9 protein-coding genes are annotated in these 19,186 nt (G+C 35.4%); all 9 read left to right on the forward strand.

Annotated features, from left to right (window positions below):
* Window positions 1-66: 66 nt before the first annotated feature.
* The 9 genes from EKM05_RS02085 (at window position 67) to EKM05_RS02125 (ending at window position 19,173) form a co-directional block, all read left to right on the forward strand.
* Window positions 67-705 carry a hypothetical protein gene (locus EKM05_RS02085; RefSeq protein WP_126553195.1) on the forward strand — a complete coding sequence of 213 codons (639 nt, stop codon included), beginning with the start codon at window positions 67-69 and terminating at the stop codon, window positions 703-705.
* A gap of 310 nt (window positions 706-1,015) precedes the next feature.
* Window positions 1,016-3,808, forward strand: a complete 2,793-nt coding sequence (locus tag EKM05_RS02090) for a hypothetical protein (protein WP_126553197.1) — start codon at window positions 1,016-1,018, stop codon at window positions 3,806-3,808.
* A 935-nt stretch (window positions 3,809-4,743) separates the two neighbouring features.
* Complete coding sequence (locus EKM05_RS02095; protein ID WP_126553199.1) at window positions 4,744-6,435, forward strand: FISUMP domain-containing protein; 1,692 nt, start codon at window positions 4,744-4,746, stop codon at window positions 6,433-6,435.
* An 894-nt stretch (window positions 6,436-7,329) separates the two neighbouring features.
* A complete protein-coding gene (locus tag EKM05_RS02100; protein ID WP_158615130.1) occupies window positions 7,330-8,694 on the forward strand; it encodes a TlpA disulfide reductase family protein in 1,365 nt (454 codons plus the stop codon).
* Window positions 8,695-8,868: 174 nt separating this feature from the next.
* A complete protein-coding gene (locus EKM05_RS02105) occupies window positions 8,869-10,152 on the forward strand; it encodes a gliding motility-associated C-terminal domain-containing protein (protein ID WP_126553203.1) in 1,284 nt (427 codons plus the stop codon).
* On the forward strand, window positions 10,152-11,087 hold the full coding sequence (locus EKM05_RS02110; RefSeq protein ID WP_126553205.1) for a type IX secretion system membrane protein PorP/SprF: 936 nt from the start codon (window positions 10,152-10,154) through the stop codon (window positions 11,085-11,087). The genes EKM05_RS02105 and EKM05_RS02110 overlap by 1 nt, the downstream gene beginning before the upstream one ends.
* A gap of 990 nt (window positions 11,088-12,077) precedes the next feature.
* On the forward strand, window positions 12,078-16,349 hold the full coding sequence (locus EKM05_RS02115) for a T9SS type B sorting domain-containing protein (protein WP_126553207.1): 4,272 nt from the start codon (window positions 12,078-12,080) through the stop codon (window positions 16,347-16,349).
* Between the two features lie 521 nt (window positions 16,350-16,870).
* Entirely contained in the window at window positions 16,871-17,686 is an 816-nt protein-coding gene (locus EKM05_RS02120) for a M48 family metallopeptidase (protein WP_126553209.1), read from the forward strand.
* A 176-nt stretch (window positions 17,687-17,862) separates the two neighbouring features.
* Window positions 17,863-19,173: an MFS transporter gene (locus EKM05_RS02125; protein WP_126459770.1), complete on the forward strand. Its 1,311-nt coding sequence runs from the start codon at window positions 17,863-17,865 to the stop codon at window positions 19,171-19,173.
* Window positions 19,174-19,186 lie beyond the last annotated feature (13 nt).

Here is a 19,186-nt window from a genome sequence, read left to right on the forward strand (position 1 = left end):
CGGATAGCGATTACATACAGAATGAATAAAAAAAGTAGTGTATAAATAGAGTAACTGATATTGATTATGTATAACAAACAATTAAAAAAAATTGTGTTGCTTCTTTTGATAGGAAGTTTCGCTGGAACGGTCTCTGCTCAGACTGCGTTAAAGCTGGGAAAGAATCCCTATCTGATCAATGCCAAAGCAGCACTTGAGGTAGAGAGTATTACCAAGGGTTTTTTGCCACCGCGCATGACTAAGGAAAAACGCGATGCGATTACCGCTCCACCTGCCGGATTACAATTGTGGTGTACGAATTGTAAAGATGCTGCACGTCCTGTAGTAGGTCAGCTTTGTGTTTATACAGGTACAAGTTGGATTGCGCTACCCACGATAACAATTCCTATTGTGACTACAATAGGTGTTGTTAAATCTAATGGAAATACTACTGCTACCATTACTGGTAAATTAGTAGACACATTTGGTAATAGTTCGCTTGAATCTGGGGTTGTATATAGAGTGTACACTTCAGATACTGATTTGCCAACTCTTGTAGCGGCTACAGGAGCAGCTACTGCACCTAATATAAAAATTATTTATCCAGGAGTGTTACCAGATATATCAGTAATAGTAAATGGCTTAAATGCCTCAACGATTTATTATTGGAGAACTTTTGTAAGGACTGCTGATGGTATTGGGTATGGTGATGCTAAGATGTTATAGCTTGCATACCTAATTTTGGTATAAATAATCCGTTGGATACAAGGAATAAAAATTTCGATTCATCGCGTAAATAAAAAATGAAACCACATAGAAACATAGAAAAAAGTGTTGGAGGGATATCCCAATTTTTGGTTTCACAGCGCTGTTGTTTTCTTGAAGTAGCGTCAAATGTCTTTCGAAATAAATGAAATCGATGGCTCTATGTGGTTAAAAAAGGAAACAAATTAAAGTACAACCAACGGGTTATATAAATTAATCAATAGAGTAACTGATACGGATTATGTATAATAAACAATTTAAAAAAATTGCATTGCTTCTTATAATAGTAAGTTTTGCAGGCACCGCCGTTGCGCAGGCACCAACTGATGTTCAGACTTTGCTAAAGCTGGGAGATAATCCCTATACAATTAATGACTATGCAGCGCTTGATGTAGAGAGTACTACCAAGGGGTTTTTGCCACCGCGTATGACTCGGTTACAACGTAATAATATTGTATCCCCAGTTGCGGGCTTACAGATTTGGTGTACCGATTGTAATGGTGCATCAGGATTACCCTATATCTATACGGGGACTGCTTGGGCTACTATTGCTTCAAGTGTCGCGACGAGTACGCTGACTACCGGAAAAAAATCAGACTCGAATTTTCCTACAATTTCTGATTGGAATGTTGTTACAATTAATGGTGTTTTGGTTCAACCTTCTCAGGCTTTGCCCACTGAAACTGGTTTTGTCTGGAAAGAGATTGTAAATGATGACTTTACTAGCTTACCTTATCTAGATGCTACTGGTACCGCTTCTGTCCCTGTTTATAAAAAAACCTCTACTACAACGCCAGTGACTACGGCAGGTAGTGCATTTACATCAGGAAACATTACTTTAACAACTCTATCATCCTGGATGAGCCCCTTTTATTTTAATACCTATGCAAAGACACCTTTAGGTATTGACTATGGGAATCCAATAGTTTTGAGCAATTGGCCAACTGCACCTCCTAATCCAACAGTTACGTTTGAGAACGGCAGCTCTTTGATGCCTGTATTTGATGGAATACTTACTATAAATGCAGGAACGCCTTTAGGTAAAGTAAAAGAGTATGGTTATATATGCAGTACAAATTCTGGTGCATCACCAACAACAGCAACGGCAGATACAAAAGGGGTGCTTTCTACACCTACTTCTCTTACTAATTTGGAAACCTATCTTTCAAGTGATACTTTTACAGCAAACTATAAGATAACACTTCCTACAACTAAATTTTTTGTTCCTGCTGTGGGTACTTACTATTTTAAATATTATATAATTGTTACAGTAGCAAACGTAGATCGAGTTGTGTATAGTGCTACCCCATATTCCTGGTACGCTGCTGCAGATCCTGTTACGGGCGGTAGTGCAGTAGCAACCTATGTTTCTGTAGGGGCTTTGACGCCAGCGCTTAACTTAGGTGTGCCTGCGTCTGCTGATTGTAGTTTTCCGGTTGTTTTTAATGTTAAAAAGACAGGGAGTTATTTAGGTTTTCAGTTTTATAATGCCACAAAAAGTGGTGCTACAACAGGTTTGAGTACTAGCAATGGTTCTAGTGGTACTTTTGAAGCTCCTCTTGGAAATAAAACTATTAATTTTAAGGTGACCGGTACTCCAGGAACCTCGTTGTTAGGGAATACTTTTGGTAGTATTGATAGGTTACCAGCAGCAGTGATTTTTGATACAGGCAAAATGCCTGAGGCTAAGGCTGTTTGTGATGGAACATCACCAACACCAATTGTTGAAGTTACTGGGCCCTCAGGAAGAATTTGGATGGACAGGAATTTAGGAGCCACTGCTGCTGCTGAGGCTTTTGGCGATATTAGGGGTTTTGGGTGTTTGTTTCAATGGGGTCGAGGTAATGATGGTCATGCCAATGTTACTTGGGGAGGAACTGGGGTTTTTACTAATGGCACCACTACAACATTATCCCCTACACTTACTCCGGAGCATAATAAATTTATACTTTCTTCAAGTGTTCCTTATGACTGGATGGCAACGAAGACTGATTTTCCTTTGAATTATATTAACAATCCATGCCCTTCAGGATTTAGATTACCTAATATTAATGAGGTTTTGAACGATTTTGGAAGTTTCGCTTCTGTGAATTCCGGCGACGGTTATGCAATGCTTAAGCTTATTGCCGGAGCTGCTGGGGCTCCTAATCATGGTCTTATTCAAGATATTTATGGACAGGTTACGAGGTATTCGACTCTTGATTGGGCGGGAGAATCGTATGTTCTAAACATACAATTAAGTAGTGGGGCTAAAGGGAGTGTTAATCAATGGCGCGGTTCTGGAATTCCAGTGCGCTGTATCAAAAATACGGGTTTTTTACCAACAGTTTACACAGGAAAAAGATCAGATTCTACGAATGCTCCTGTTTATGTATCTGAAAGCAAGGTGACTATAAAAGGAACTTTGCTTACACTTCCGGGTAGCGATTATGATGTCAATATAAGAGAAAGTGGAATTATCTGGAGAGAGATTACAAATGACTTTACTGCATATCCTGTGCTGCCAGCTAGAGGGCTTGTTGCTCTCCCGGTTTATAAGAGTGCTACTTCGTCTACAGTGAGTACGGTTAATGGATCAATAGAGGTAACGACACCATCTACTTATAACGGTATTCCTTATGTTTTAAACGCTAATCCTTATTATTATAGAGCCTATGTAATTAGTTTGAATGGTAATGTTGGTTATGGAGATCCGGTAATTTTTAATGTTGCACCTCCTAAATTTACAATCCCAACGGTTACCCCAGGAACTACAAAACCTACATTGGCAGGAACACTAACCGTTAATGCGGGTACAGCTCAAAATGTAGTAACGGAGTATGGTTATTGTGTAAGTACAACAAATCTGCCAACAAATAAGGTGCTGCTTTCTACAGCTGCTACTATTACTGGTCTTAATAGTTCACTTTCGGCAGAAACCTTTACGGCTAATCCCGTTATAAATCTGCCTGTAAGCAGTTATACCGTTACGCCTAATGTTACCAATTATTTTAGGTATTATGTTGTTGCAAGGGGAGTTACTACTTACAGTGATACTGTTTCCTTTATCCCAACGGGGTTATGATACAGTTGTACAAGGTGTAGTCATTGTTTACTATACTACAAATTATAGTTTAGATTTTCCCTTAGCAGGATTTATTTACTGCTAAGGGATTTTTTTTATTGCAGCGTGATGATTGCTGAATCAGTGGACTAAAAATTTCCCCGCATATTTCGCAGATGGAGCTGATTTGTGTTTGTAAAAAAAGGGTTCTGTAGGCCATGGATTATTTTAAGTTTTAGGACCGTAAGCTAAGCGGACTAACGATTAAATACTCGTACACGGATGACACTGATTTATATATAAAAAATCCGTTTTTAATCCGTTTAAATCCATGTCCTCCATGTACCATTTTCAACATTGGTACAAGTAACGGATTGTCAGAGTAAGTTTTAAAAGAATCGGTAAAAATTGGTGTAATTGCTTCGCCTGTTCGTTCGGGTCGTGGCTAACATTTTTTAAATAATTGGTCAAGAATTCGAAATAGTAGTAAGGACTATAAAATCACTGAATCTGAGCTCTAAATAGCTTCTCGATACATTTTGACTTAAGAAATTTGGTCTTTCTAACACAATCCTGCAAGTCAAAACACTCGAAGAGACGTTGCTTGAAGAGCGTTATGAGCTAATAATATTTTTTACTTGATGTCTCCTTGTTGTGGACACGCAAAGTATTTTTGCACTGTCGTTGCGTTGAGATCCGTTTTGGGGAATGGCGATGCACTGTAATCTATAATTTCGTATCAGTTATCCGTTGTAACAGACCAGTTGTTTATTTACAATTCTAGTTGGTTTGGTTTAGGTTATTTTTGTTTTTAAATCAGCATTTTAATGTTGCTATGTTTTTTTTTTAATAAACCACACATAATTTTATAAAAAAATCGAATGTGCTAAAAATCCGAATCGAAAATGAATTGGACCCAACACGTAAATAAATAAATCCAGTAACTAATACGGAACATGTATAATAAACAATTAAAAAAAATAGCATTACTTCTTATAATAGGAAGTTTTGCAGTAACGAGTTCTGCGCAGGAGGGGCTTGTGACCTTGTTAAAGATTGGGGAAAATCCTTATACAATCAATGATAAAGCGGCGCTTGAAGTAGAGAGTACTACCAAGGGTTTTCTGCTCCCTCGCATGACTAAACAACAACGTGATGCTATTGCTACTACTCCGCCTGTAGGTTTGCAGGTATGGTGTTTGGATTGTGATGGTACTACAGTGCCTGCATCGGGGCAGCTATGTGTTTATATGGGTACCTACTGGGCTCCTATTAAATTAGTTGTTCCATCCTGTAGTCTCACTACCGGAAATATATCAAGCGCGAGTAACTCTCCTGCCCCTGTAAGGGTGTCTGCTACTTCTGCCACAATCAGTGGGAAATTGGAAGAAGTGTCTAGTAATTTACCAACAGAAACAGGAATTGTTTGGAAAGAAATTATAGGAACCGACTTTGCTTCGTTGCCCTTTCTGGATGCTCTGGGTGCCGCTACTGTTCCTGTTTACAAAACTCAGGGTTCGACTGTGACTACGGTTGCTACTGTATTTTCAGTAAATATACCTACATTAACCTCTACAACATCAAATAAAAGTCCTTATTATTTTAGAACCTATGCCAAGACTGCCGCAGGCATTGAATATGGTAATCCCATAGTTTTTAGTTGTGATGCATATCCTGTTATGTCAGATCCAGTAGTTACTAGAGGAACGACTGCAAATCCTACGTTTGCAGGTACACTTACTGTTAATGCAGGTACACCTCAATCTTCAATAACCGAATATGGCTATTATAGCGGTGGAACTAGTTCACCAATAACAAATAAGGTGGTGCTTGGTTTTGGAACCTCTTTTGCGGCACTTAATGCGGATGCCTTTACGGCTAATCCTAAATTGAATATTGCTGTAAATAATTATGTTAATTCTGGTGGTGGTACTGTTTTTTTTAGGTTTTATGCTGTTGTATCCGGAACTCCTGTATATAGCAGTACTGTTAGTATTGCTCTAGAAGCTAATGCAATTTGTGATGGAACAGCTTCAACTTTTTTTTTACCTGTTACTTCTCCCACAACAGCTAAGATTTGGATGGACAGGAATTTAGGAGCTAGCCGTGTTGCAACTGCTATCAACGATAATTACGCTTATGGGTGTTTGTATCAATGGGGTAGAGGTAATGATGGTCATGCCAGTATTGCCTGGACTTCTAGTACCGCAGGAACTGCTAGTGCAACTACAACTACAGTGGCAACAACAGACACTCCTGGAAATGCCTCTTTTATACTTTCAAGTGACGACTGGGTTTCTCCTTTAAATAATAATTTATGGCAAGGGATTAGCGGGGTTAATAATCCCTGTCCTTCAGAGTATAGAATTCCTACTTCCGCAGAGTTTACCGCTGAGACTGCTATTACGAATAGTACAACAGCTTATAGTTCTGTCTTTAAGCTCCCGGCTCCAGGAGGACGCATGAGTTCTAGTGGGTCGCTATATAATACAAGTTCTAATGGAATTTATAGGACTAGTACCAGTACTGCGAGCACTTCGGGTGGTGGTATTACGGCATATTTTCTAAATATTGCTTCAGGTTCTGCTGTTCTTCAAGCTAATGGTGGGCGTGCTTATGGATTTTCTGTTCGTTGTATTAAAAACTAAAGCTTTTATTTTCTGTTCTTGGGGCAGAAAGTTTTAACCCGTATTGTGAAAAAAAAGGGGGTTTAAGACCATAAAAAAAGTCAAATCAAGTTTGTAATGGGTATAAACCTATTGGTATAGATTTTCCCTTAGCATGATTTTTTTCCTGCTAAGGGATTTTTTTATTGTAGCGTGATGATTGCTGAATCAGCGGGCTAAAAATTTTCCCGCAGATTTTGCAGATCCAGTAGAATGGTGATAGTAAATAATTATGTATCGAATTTACTAGTCTCGTAAATCTGCAATCAAATGGATTAAGTCAAAACCTAGTGAATCTCTGCCTTTAATGGCTTCTCGACACATTTTTACTTATTACATTTCTGCTTTCAAACATATTCCTGCAAGTCAAAACACTCGAAGCGACGAATTCCTGACTTAATGACATTATCCCATTTTTGCGATACGGTACAGAAGTGTCACCCTGAGGGAACTCGAAGGCTTTTACGGTGAACGTACCTTTGTACACTTAACAAGACTATTTAGATTCCCCCCACTGGCTTCAGTACGAATATTGCCTGTAATTTGCGGCAAATAAAGGGGCTCTTGAGGTCTTTCAGTCAGATCGCTAAAATGATGAGTTTTAATTGCATCGTGGGAGGTAGGATTGTGACAGGGCTGACTCAGTTATCATAAAACGTAATCTCTGGTGATTACTGTAATTTAAAATACCGCATCAGTTATTCTATATAACCTATCAGTTGTTTATTTTATAATTCTAGTTGGTCTGGTTTAGGTTTATTTTTGTCTTAGAAATCATCAATTTTTTTGTTTTAATGTTTTTTACGAATTATAAAAGCATTTTTTATTAAACGTATTGTATTGATTTAAACGGGATATATATATACTACTATGCAAATGAGAACAATTTCTTTTATTCTTTTTTTTCTTTCGGTTAGCGCTTTTTCTATTGCGCAATCACAACGCACTATTGTGGGGTTTTTACCTCAGGCAGTCGATAAAGAAATTATAATCAGGGGTTTTAATGTTGAAGGTGATAGTGAGTTAGCTACGGCTAAGACAGATGCACAGGGTAAGTTTAAGCTCGTGTATCCGTCGAGTTATGTTGGGGCTGCTTTGTTTGAAATTAAAGGGGCTAAAAGTGTTATTATATTATTGAATAACGAGGATTTTGAAATTAATTGGGGTAATCTTGAGGATTTTTCTAGCTTAAAGTTTATGCACTCTACAGAGAACAGTGATTTGTCTCGCGGCTTGCAATTGTATCAAAACATTGAAGGAAAAAAAGCCGGATTGATTTATTTAATTCCGCTTTATGTACTCGAGCCTTCTAGTCAGGCATTTTTTCAAAAAGAATTAAAAGTACAGGAGCAATTGTTTCGGGCTTTTTTAGAAGTGCTTCCTAAGAATTCGTATGCTGCATATTATATAAAATTGCGAAAACTGATTTCAGATATGCCGTTGACGGCAAGCAGGTATATGGATCGATTTCCGGAAAACGAAAAAGAATTTAATGCTTTGGATTTTGGAGATGCAAGAATGGAGCATTCCGGTTTATATAAAGATTTATTTGAGGGGTACGTTCAGCTAATGGAAAGTTTTGCAGGCGCTGATATGAATGCGTTAAATACGCATCTTAATGCAAGTATTGATGTGGCTCTTAAAAGTTTGAAAGATAAGCCATTGTTGTTGCAGGATATGAGTCAAAATTTATTTAACCTGTTAGAGAAACGCAGTTTGTTTTCGTCCGCAGAGCATTTGGCGCTGGCCATGTTAGACGAGAGCAGTTGTCAAATTGATGAAAAGCATCAGGCTTTGTTTGAGCAATACCGTAAAATGGCAATAGGTAAAATAGCACCTGATATTGTATTTCCGGAAGAGGTGAAAGGATATGATAAATTATCAGCGATAAAATCAAAATATAAGTTGGTCGTTTTTGGGGCGAGCTGGTGTGCAAAATGTACAGAGGAGTTACCTAAACTGAAGCCTTTGTATGAAAAATGGAAAAAGGAAGGGGTAGAAGTTGTTTTTGTTTCGCTAGATACTGACAAGACTGCTTTTGCTAGTTTCACAAAAGACTTCCCCTGGGTTTCCAGTTGCAATTATCAATCCTGGGATGGGCAGGCGGTTCGGGATTACTGCGTGTTTGCAACACCTACAATGTATTTGTTGGATGGTACTCAAAAGATCATGGCAAAACCATTATCGGCAGATCATCTGGAGGCTATTCTAGAAAGTTATAAACGGGATGTAGCAAAATAACAGGAGGTGTTTTACCACTTATATAGTGTGATGAACCACTTGTAACCTCTTGGCTTGTTTGAGTTGCGCAGGATGGTATATTTACTTTAATAAAGGGAGAACTAAGATGTTTCGAATCTGTTTAAAGTAGGTAGGAGGAAAATAATATAAATAGAAATTAATACTTAATTGATTATGGTAAAAAAAGAAAAAAGTAGAGTTAGTCTGTTGTCTCTTATAGCATTGGTACCTTGTTTGTGTCTTTCACAGTCTGCAGTTAACGACGCAAGTATTACAAGTAATATGGGTGTTGTTAGTGTAAAGGCTAATACAATTTTGAGTACGGTTTATTCGTTAAAAAATAATTTAGGGGCTGAGCTTATCAATGATGGGGAGTTGTTCGTATATGCTGACTTTAAGAATGATGGTAAGGTAGGATTTTCTCCTGGTCTGTCTTCTGGAATAACACGGTTTTATGGACAAAAATCTGAGGATCAGTTAATTTCGGGATTAGAAACAGCAGCTGTTTATAATGTGGAGTTTAATGGGCAGTCTGGTTTTAAAATGTCAAATGGATTGAATGTTTTTGGTAAGGCAGATTTTCAAAATGGGATTGTTAATTACGAGGCTTTGGCTTCGGGTATGGGGTGGCTTAATCAGTTGTCTTTTGAAAAAGGCGCAACTGCAGTAAATGCTGATGATGTCAGTTATGTTAATGGAGGTGTTATCAAGAAAGGAAATACCGCGTTTAGTTATCCAATTGGGGGTGGGGGTAAATACAGGCCAACTACTATTTCTGCTCCAAATGAATTAAATGCTGCTTTTGTATCAAAATATGTTTTTGAGAATCCAAATACTGTGGATCCCTTAGCGGCTAATTTAGATCCTTCATTGAGTTTAATTGATAATACTGAATATTGGGTGATTTTGAGAACGGATCCTGGTACCAGTAATGTTTTTGTGACTTTAAAATGGGATGAAGCAACGACTCCTTCCGCTGTATTTGCTGATCCTGTTGAAGATATTCATGTTGTGAGATGGGATAATGTAAAAAAGCTCTGGATAGATGAAGGTGGGGTAGTGGATTTCTCTAAAAAAGAAGTGGTTACCGTTTCACAGACGTTGGGTAATTACGGCGTGTTTACCCTGGCAAGAGTTGCGCCAATTGTAGCGCCCGAAAATATAGTTTTGTCTCATCCTGGTATTTCTCCTAATGGTGACGGTGTTAATGACGAGCTGGTAATTCAAGGTTTAGAATCTCACTCAGATAATAGAGTAACTGTTTTTGATCGTTTTGGTAAAATTATTTTTGATACCACTTCATACAATACGAAAGGAAATGTTTTTAAGGGATATTTAAATGAAAATAGCAATACAATTTTACCGTTAGGGGTTTATTTCTATACTGTTGATTATCTGAATGAATCTACTGGGCTTAGGGTTAAAAAATCGAATTATTTATATATAAATTTAAGGTAATGATGAATTTTACATACATAAAAAACAAGGTTACTTTTTTTTTATTTTTAATTGGTATTTTTGTCGTAAATGCTCAAGAGAATGAGCGATATACGCAATATTTATACAATCCAATAGGTATAAATCCTGCTGCTGCTGGAGCAAGTGAGATGAATACTTTATTTACTTCTTATCGTACACAGTGGGTAGGGGTTGCTGGCGCTCCGGAGACTATGGCGCTATCATTTAATGGTGCTACTAAAAATGAAAATGTGGGCTTGGGAATATCTGTAATGAATGACCAGATAGGTCCGTCTGTCCAGAGTGCTTTAGCGGTAGATTTTGCTTACAGTTTGAGATTGAATCCAAATTATAAGTTAGCTTTTGGGTTAAAAGCATCTGCTAACTTACTCAATGTAGATTTTACTAAATTGTATTTAAAGGATGGTACAGAGTCTGTTTTTGAAAATAATATTGATAATAAATTTTCTCCAAATATTGGAGTTGGTTTGTATCTGCATTCTGATAAAACTTCTATTGGTTTATCTGTTCCTAATCTGTTGGCAACAAAATTTTATGATAAATACTCCAGTAATGCAAGTAACAGTAGTATTGCTACAGATAATTTGAATATTTTTCTTACAGCGAATCATTTATTTGAGTTAGATTATAATTTAAAATTTAAGCCGGCATTACTGGTTAAAATAGTTCAAGAAGGTCACGTGCAAACGTATGCATCAGCAACTTTTTTAGTCAATGATGTATTCACCTTCGGGACGTCATATCGTTTTGGTGGAACCATAAATAGTCTTGTAGGGTTTCAGATTAATAATAGAGTTTTTATTGGGTATGGATATGATTTAGAAACAAGAAGTATGCGCAATTATAATACTGCTTCGCATGAAATTTTTATTAAGTTTAATTTATTTTCTAAAAATCAAATGACATCGATGTAGGTTCTTTTTTTTAATTGAGATTACGTTAACATTAAATTGAATGAATTAGTTTAGTGTTTGTTGGGTAGGTTGATAGGACCATTGAGATTTTTTTAAAAGTTTAGTTTTCTTTATTTTCTACCTAAAAATTAAATTCACTAATGTAATACTTGTTAGTTAATGAGTTAACAAGACCTAAAGTTTTTTGAATTAAATTTGTTTTTTATTTTGAGTCTGTCTTTTTTATTTTGAAAACGCATTTTTTGTGTTCAAAATATAAATAAGTCAGGCTCATTTTATTTTTAAGTGTTTTTTTGTAAGCTGTTGTGTTCATAAGGTAAAAAGAATAACGAGTCAATTATCGGACAGAATAAAATATTTTTGATACTCATTTTTTTCTTCATGATACAATTTTATCTGAAAAATGACCGCCACTTACGTATTTATAATGATAATTGTTTTGAGTTTTTTGACAGGTCTCTAGTGTCGTGACATAGTGTTTATATAGCGAGTTATTAATGTGCTTTTTATTGGTCTCAAATTATAGTTTGTAACGATATTATTAGCATAAAAATCAGATATAGGCAACAGATACCACCTACATTCCTATTGCAAAAGGATTTATGTATTTGACTGCGATTATAGATTTGAACACAAGATTTGTTTTGAACTGTAGTGTAAGCAACACAATGAGTGCCGACTGATGCGCCTTAAATTTTCAATACAGATTATAGTAGTCAATACACCAGTAAGGTTGACACCAACGTATTCTTCAGAATTAAACCTGATAGAAATTCTATGGCGTAGAATAAAATATCAACGGTTAGTTTTGATGCTTATAAGAAATACCAAAGCCTCAAAGAAAAATTATACTTTGTACTGAATAATTTTGAAAAAAAATACGACATTAAATTTTAACTATTACTTAGATACCAAGCGATTTGTAAAAATAATAATTTGTTAGCTCTTTGCCAATTTATTTAAAATTCGCAAAATTCAATTAATCCTTTTATGAAAAAATTCCTACCACTACTATTTTTATTCTGTTATGTCGCTTGTTTTTCTCAATCAGTAACGATCAACACAACTAATTATTCGGTCGAACAATTGATTAATCAAATTTTAATTAATTCTCCTTGTGTATCCGGAACTAACGTTAAATACAAAACAGGTTCGCAGTATGGCTCAACAAATGGTATTGGATATTTTGAAAACACCAATGCTAATTTTCCCTTTTCTAATGGTGTTGTTTTGTCCACCGGTGATGTTACAAAAATTGTAAGTCCAAATAACACTATTTTAATCGACGGAAATGCTGCTTGGACTGGTGATACAGATTTAGAGGCTAATTTACTATCACAATCAGGAATAACTATGAACTCTGTTAATGCGAGTTATATTGAATTTGATTTCAAACCAAAATCTCCAAATTTCGATTTCTCCTTTCTTTTTGCTTCGGAAGAGTATGGTACTTCGCAATGTAATTTCTCAGATGCATTTGCATTTCTTTTGAAAGATGTTACTGCTGGTGGCTCAAATGTAAATTTAGCTGTAATACCAAATACCACAATACCTGTTTCAGTGGAAACGATAAGAGATAATGCTTATAATACCAATTGCCTTTCTGCAAATCCAAGCTATTTTGGAGCTTTTAACGGCAGTGGATTTGGTCCTGCGATTAATTTCAATGGACAAACAATTCCGATGATAGCCTCAGCAACTGGTTTAAACACGAGCCACATTTACCGTATTAAATTAGTTATTGCTGATGGTGGAAATAATACGGCTTATGATTCTGCAATATTTATTAAAGCAAATAGTCTTAACATTGGACAAAATGTTTTGGGATTAGACTATACCGATGCTAACAAAAGTACAATTTGTCCCGGAAGCATTTTACCAATATTATCTGCTGCCAGTTTAGGAACCGGAACTACATTTGTATGGAAAAAAGAAGGAGTTGCCTTTTCACCAGCTCAAACGGGAGCTATTTTAAATCTCAATACTATTACTCCGTTAATAAGTTCTGGGAATCATACCTTTAGTGTCACTTACAAGGAGCCTGGTTGCACTGAAATAACTGATGAAATAACGATCAAAATTTATCCTACTATCGGAGCTATTGCAACTGTCCCTAATATTTACATCTGTGATACAGGAGCTGCTATTTATGATTTTGATTTAACAAAAAACACCTCTATTATAGTAGCGGGCAATAACAAATCAACTAATGCAGTTGGTGTTTTAGATGATTTACCTGCTGGAACAATTATCTCTTATCATCTTACAAATGCAGATGCAAATGCTGGGACTGAACTAATTGCAAGTCCTTTTACTGTTTTGAGTTCTGAAAGCGGAAAAAAAATTTATGTCAGAACACAAAATCCTACTACATTATGTTATGAAATACGCTCTTTTCAACTCCAGATTGTTCCACCTCCAACAATTGCAACTATTCCCGATAATATAACGGTATGCGCCAGAAACATAACGGATATACCTCTAAAAGCAAACTTCGACTTAGCGCCACAAAAATCTTCAATATTTGGATTGCAAAATACCACTTACAATATAATCTCTTATCATTCCTCTTTTGCGGGAGCCAATAATAATACAAATATAATAAATACTGGCGGTAGTACTATTTTACTGTCTTCTAGTACTACAATATGGGCTAGGCTCCAAAATATTTCAAATGATAACTGTTTTGTGGTTACCAGTTTTCAAATTACCGTAAGTCCACTACCGCTAGTCGATATTTTAAAAGATGTATTTGTTTGTACTTCGTATACTTTGCCAACATTAATAAATGTGGGAGCTGAATACTGGACAGATAAAAATGGAAGTGGTACACAACTTTTTGCTGGAAGTAGTATCGATGCCACTAGTGATATTTATGTTTTTAACCAATCTGGAATTTGTTCGAATCAAGATTCTTTTAAAGTTACCGTTGTTGATTTGGATGAAATAACCTCTAGATCATTTGTATATTTGACAGAATATAGACTCCCAGGATTACCTTATGGAAAATATTTCACACAGAGTGGTGGTACGACTACTCCAGGAAATACGGTATTAGCAGCTGGAACAATTATTAATACATCCGGAATAAACACCATATATGTCAGGTTTGAAGACAATACAGTCACACCACCATGTATAAAAGAAACTTCTTTTGTCATAACGATAATTCCAATCGCACTACTACCGGATTATACAAATCAATTTGGCTGTAGTTCATACACATTACCTAGTGATCCAAATGGAGGAATTTATTATTCGGGACCAAATAAAGGTCTTCCTATAATGGAAGCAGGTACTGTTATTAACTTGACCAAGACGATATACGTTTATAAAGATTTCTTGACCTTTTCTTCTGAAAAAACATTCACAGTTTATATTGGCCTTTCTGCTATTAATCCTCCATCGGATATTAATTCCTGTTCTGCTTATATTTTACCTTTATTAATAGTTGGTGATTATAGAACCAATTCAGGAGGAGATGGTTCACTTGTCGCTGCAGGAACATCAATTGATGCAACAACGACACTTTGGTACTATGTCAACGAAGAAAGTTGTATTACTGATTTACCATTTACGGTTACCATAAACACAGTACCATTACCAATTATGATTGATACAACTCCTCAATGTGATGTCTATTATTTACCGCCAGTAGCACATTCTGGTAATTATTTTACAGGCCCTTTAGGAACTGGAAAGATGTGTCCTGTAGGATTCCCTGTCACTACTACACAAACCATGTATTTTTATGATAAGGCTGTAACTCAAACTTGTTATTTAGAAGAAAAGTTTCTCATTACCATTAGTCCTTCACCATTGATTGATGCAAGGCCGGTAGAAGTTCTAAAATGTGGAGAAAATTATGTACTAGATGATTTAATAAATGGAGAATATTATGAATTTTCGGGAGGTCCTTCGCCTACAAATCCGATATTACCTCCTGGTTACACCATTTCATCTTCAAAAACAATATATGTTTACGCTCCTGCAGTTGCACCAAATACTTGTATCTCTGAATATAGTATATTACTTTTGATAAATCAAGTGGTAAATATTCAAAATCAATACGCATGCAATACGTATGATTTACCGGTAATAATTGGTCCTGGTGATTACTATACGGATACCAATGGTCCTCATGGTGCAGGTATAAAATTATCACTTCCCTACGCTCCGATAACCAGTACGACAAAATTATATATATACGCAGAAGAGAATAATAGAATTGCCTGTTTTGATGAAGATGATTTCACGGTTACCATTTACAATAGCCCTGTAATTCCTGCTATTGCTCCTGTAATAAGATGTGAATCATACGAATTACCTCCATTTATAGCTCCAATAACTAGCTACTTCACTCAATCAGGAGGGCCTGGCAAAACCAATATAAAGAAATTTCCCGGCGATTTAATTACAGCATCAAGAACCATTTATGCTTATGCAGAAGAGGGTATTCTATCAACCATTATTTGTCCGGATGAAAAACCAATAGTAATTACCATTATGTCAAAACCAAATCCAGTACTTGACGTGACTGTTATTTGCCATGATTTTGAAACTGGTATAGTTACTAATTCACATAGTATAAGTGGATACAATGCCCCTCAATATGCGTTTGAATGGAAAACGGAAGATGGTACTTTGTTAAGCACTGCTTCTGATTTTTCAACAAGTCAAATAGGGAAGTATACATTAACAGTAACCGATTTGTCTATATTTGGTTGTACATCGGATGCAGTTCCATTCACTGTTATTGAGTCTTCACCTCCAGCTTCCATATCCTTGACAACTTCTGGCTGGTTTACAGACAGTCAAACTATTACCGTAAATGCAATACCAAGCTTGGGTGACGGAAGTAATTTTCTTTACTCATTAGATGGAAGTTCTCCGCAAACTAGCAATATATTTACAAATGTAAGTCCTGGAACTCATGAAATAAGCATAAGTGATGCGCTAGGTTGTGGAGCTACAATTCCAGTTGTAATCAAACTCATAAATGCTCCTAAATTTTTTACTCCAAACGGAGATGGATTTAACGACACTTGGAATATAAGTGGAATACCAAATGGAGAAAACTTAAAATTATATATTTTTGACCGATATGGAAAATTGTTGAAAGAACTTTTTCCGAACGATTCCGGTTGGGACGGAACTTTCAAGGGATATTCGCTCCCAGCAGATGACTACTGGTTTTCTATCTCGTATACCGAAGACAATGTTTCTAAAGAGTATAAATCACATTTTTCTTTGAAAAGATAAAGTTTCGCGTTTATATATTGACAAATTCAAATTATAGAAAGATTAACTTTGCAATAATTTCCAATACAAGAGAGACAAGCAACAATACAATCTTTAATATCATGTTATTTTATTTTTATCATAAAATCACTAGTGTCCACTATAGATTAAAAAAAGTTCTTTGCAATTATCGTAAATCTGTATTTTAAGTCTCATTTTAGAGCGTGAGGATTTGAAATGAATCCTGTCATAAAATATTAATAGATGAAATAAAAGCGGCTTACCTTCAATCAAATTATTGTTTGGATATTCTACTTCTTCCTATTTCGATTTTTTTTAAGACATATGCGTTAATTCACTTTGCTCCGGAATCACATGCACAGTTTAAACCGGAATGGGGTGTTCAGTTTGCCCCGGAATATCCATTAATTGTCTCTTATTCAATTATCGATCTATTTTGTTTTTATAAATACAAGTAATAATTCAATGTTTTAAAATATTAATAATTGTATTTTTGTATGACATCTAAAAACAATAAAATCATGAAAAAGCATTTAATAGTAGGGGTTTTAGCTCTAGGTATTTTATCTTCTTGTGCAACTAATCCGCTTACAGGAAAAAAAAACTTAAATTTTGTTCCCAATAGTGAGTTGTTTCCAACCTCATTTCAGCAATATGGTACTTTTTTAAGTGAAAACAAAGTAATTACTGGAACTGCTGATGCAAAAAAAGTGGAAACAGTTGGTCTTCGAATTAAAGCTGCTGCAGAAAAATATTTAATATATTTAGATCAATCACAATATTTGAAGGATTACCGTTGGGAATATAAATTAATAGACAATAAAGATGTGAATGCCTGGTGTATGCCAGGAGGAAAAATTGTAGTGTATACCGGAATACTGCCTATAACTAAAGATGATGCGGGTTTAGCTACCGTAATGGGACATGAGGTTTCGCATGCATTAGCCAATCATGGAGCTCAACGTATGAGTGCTGCTCAATTGCAACAATTAGGTGCTGTAGGAGTTGCTGTTGCAACGGGAGGAAAAAGTGCTGAGAATCAACAAATTTGGCAACAGGCTTACGGAGTAACCACACAATATGGCGGAATGTTACCTTTTAGTAGAGGTCATGAAACAGAGGCCGATAAAATAGGACTTACTTTAATGGCTATTGCAGGATACAATCCAGAGGAATCAGTTGTTTTTTGGCAAAGGATGTCAGCGCAATCCGCTGGGCAAGCACCGCCAGAATTCATGAGTACACACCCCTCTGATGCTACCCGAATTGCGAATTTGAAAGCATTAATTCCTGAAGCTAAAGCAACAGCTGTAAAAGTTGGAATTATATACAGATAAAAATCATATTAATTAGTAAATCTAATTTTATACAAAAGCTTTTCTTTTTCAGAAAAGCTTTTTTTGTTTATCCTAACGGCGTGCTTATGATAACGGATTATTAATGTACGATTTCATCCCGTTTTGTCTAATGTTAAACAAAAAATAAATAAATTCGTAGCATAAATAAATGAAATATGAAAGGATTACAAAAAGGAGATAAAAAGCTTATTAACGCTTGGGCTTTTTATGATTGGGCTAACTCCGTTTATAGTTTAGTAATTTCGACAGCTGTTTTTCCCATTTATTATGAAACGGTAACAAGCGGAAACAATGGGATTGTTCATTTTTTTGGAACAGAATTTATTAATTCAACTTTGCTATCTTACTCTTTATCATTCTCATTTTTAGTAGTTGCTCTCTTATCACCAATATTGTCTGGAATTGCTGATTATACGGGTAACAAAAAACGATTTATGCAGTTTTTTTGTTACTTGGGTTCGTTATCAGTCATGAGTTTATTCTTTTTTAAGGGACAGGACACATTGTGGATTGGAATTTTAGGTACCATTTTAGCCAGTGTTGGCTTTTGGGGAAGTATTGTTTTTTATAATTCTTATTTGCCAGAAATTGCTTTTCCAGAACAACATGATCGAGTAAGTGCAAAAGGATTTATGTATGGTTATTTTGGTTCTGTAATTTTATTGGCGTTTAATTTGACGATGGTTATGATGCCTCAATGGTATGGGATAACAGATTCTTCTTTACCGGCGAGGATTTCGTTTTTATCTGTTGGTATTTGGTGGATTGGTTTTGCCCAAGTAACTTTTTATTATTTGCCTAATAATGTATTTCATAAAAAACCCGAAAAAGATTATATTTTTAAAGGATTAATAGCGCTTAAAGTTGTTTCAAAAAGTATAAAGAAACTAACAAAATTAAAACAATTCTTAACCGCTTTTTTTCTTTACAGCATAGGGGTACAAACAATGATATTATTGGCTGGTATTTTCTTTAAAAAAGAACTAGGAATTAGTACGAGTAAATTGATTATTATAATTTTATTAATAAATGTAATTGCTATTTTCGGCGCTTATTTATTTTCAAGAATATCAGAGAAAATTGGAAATATAAAAACACTAAAACTTACTGTAGCAATTTGGGCGTTTATTTGGTTTACGGTCTACTTCTTAGATGCTAAAAGTACATATATTGATATCCAAATTTATGCGCTTGGAGGAATGATAGGAATGGTTTTAGGGGCTATTCAATCCTTATCACGTTCAACCTATTCCAAGTTATTGCCTGAAACGGAAGATCATGCTACCTATTTTAGTTTTTTTGATGTTACTGAAAAAATTGCCATAGTGCTTGGTACATTTATTTTTGGTTTTGTAGCTTCAATTACAAACTCGATTAGGAATTCAATTTTTATATTGGCGATTTTCTTTGTATTGGGTTATATTGCTCTTAGTTTTATGAGTAAAAATGAAGACGGAAAAGATTAGTATATAATTATTA

Source organism: Flavobacterium sp. GSP27 (genome assembly GCF_003970395.1).
Lineage (GTDB): Bacteria > Bacteroidota > Bacteroidia > Flavobacteriales > Flavobacteriaceae > Flavobacterium.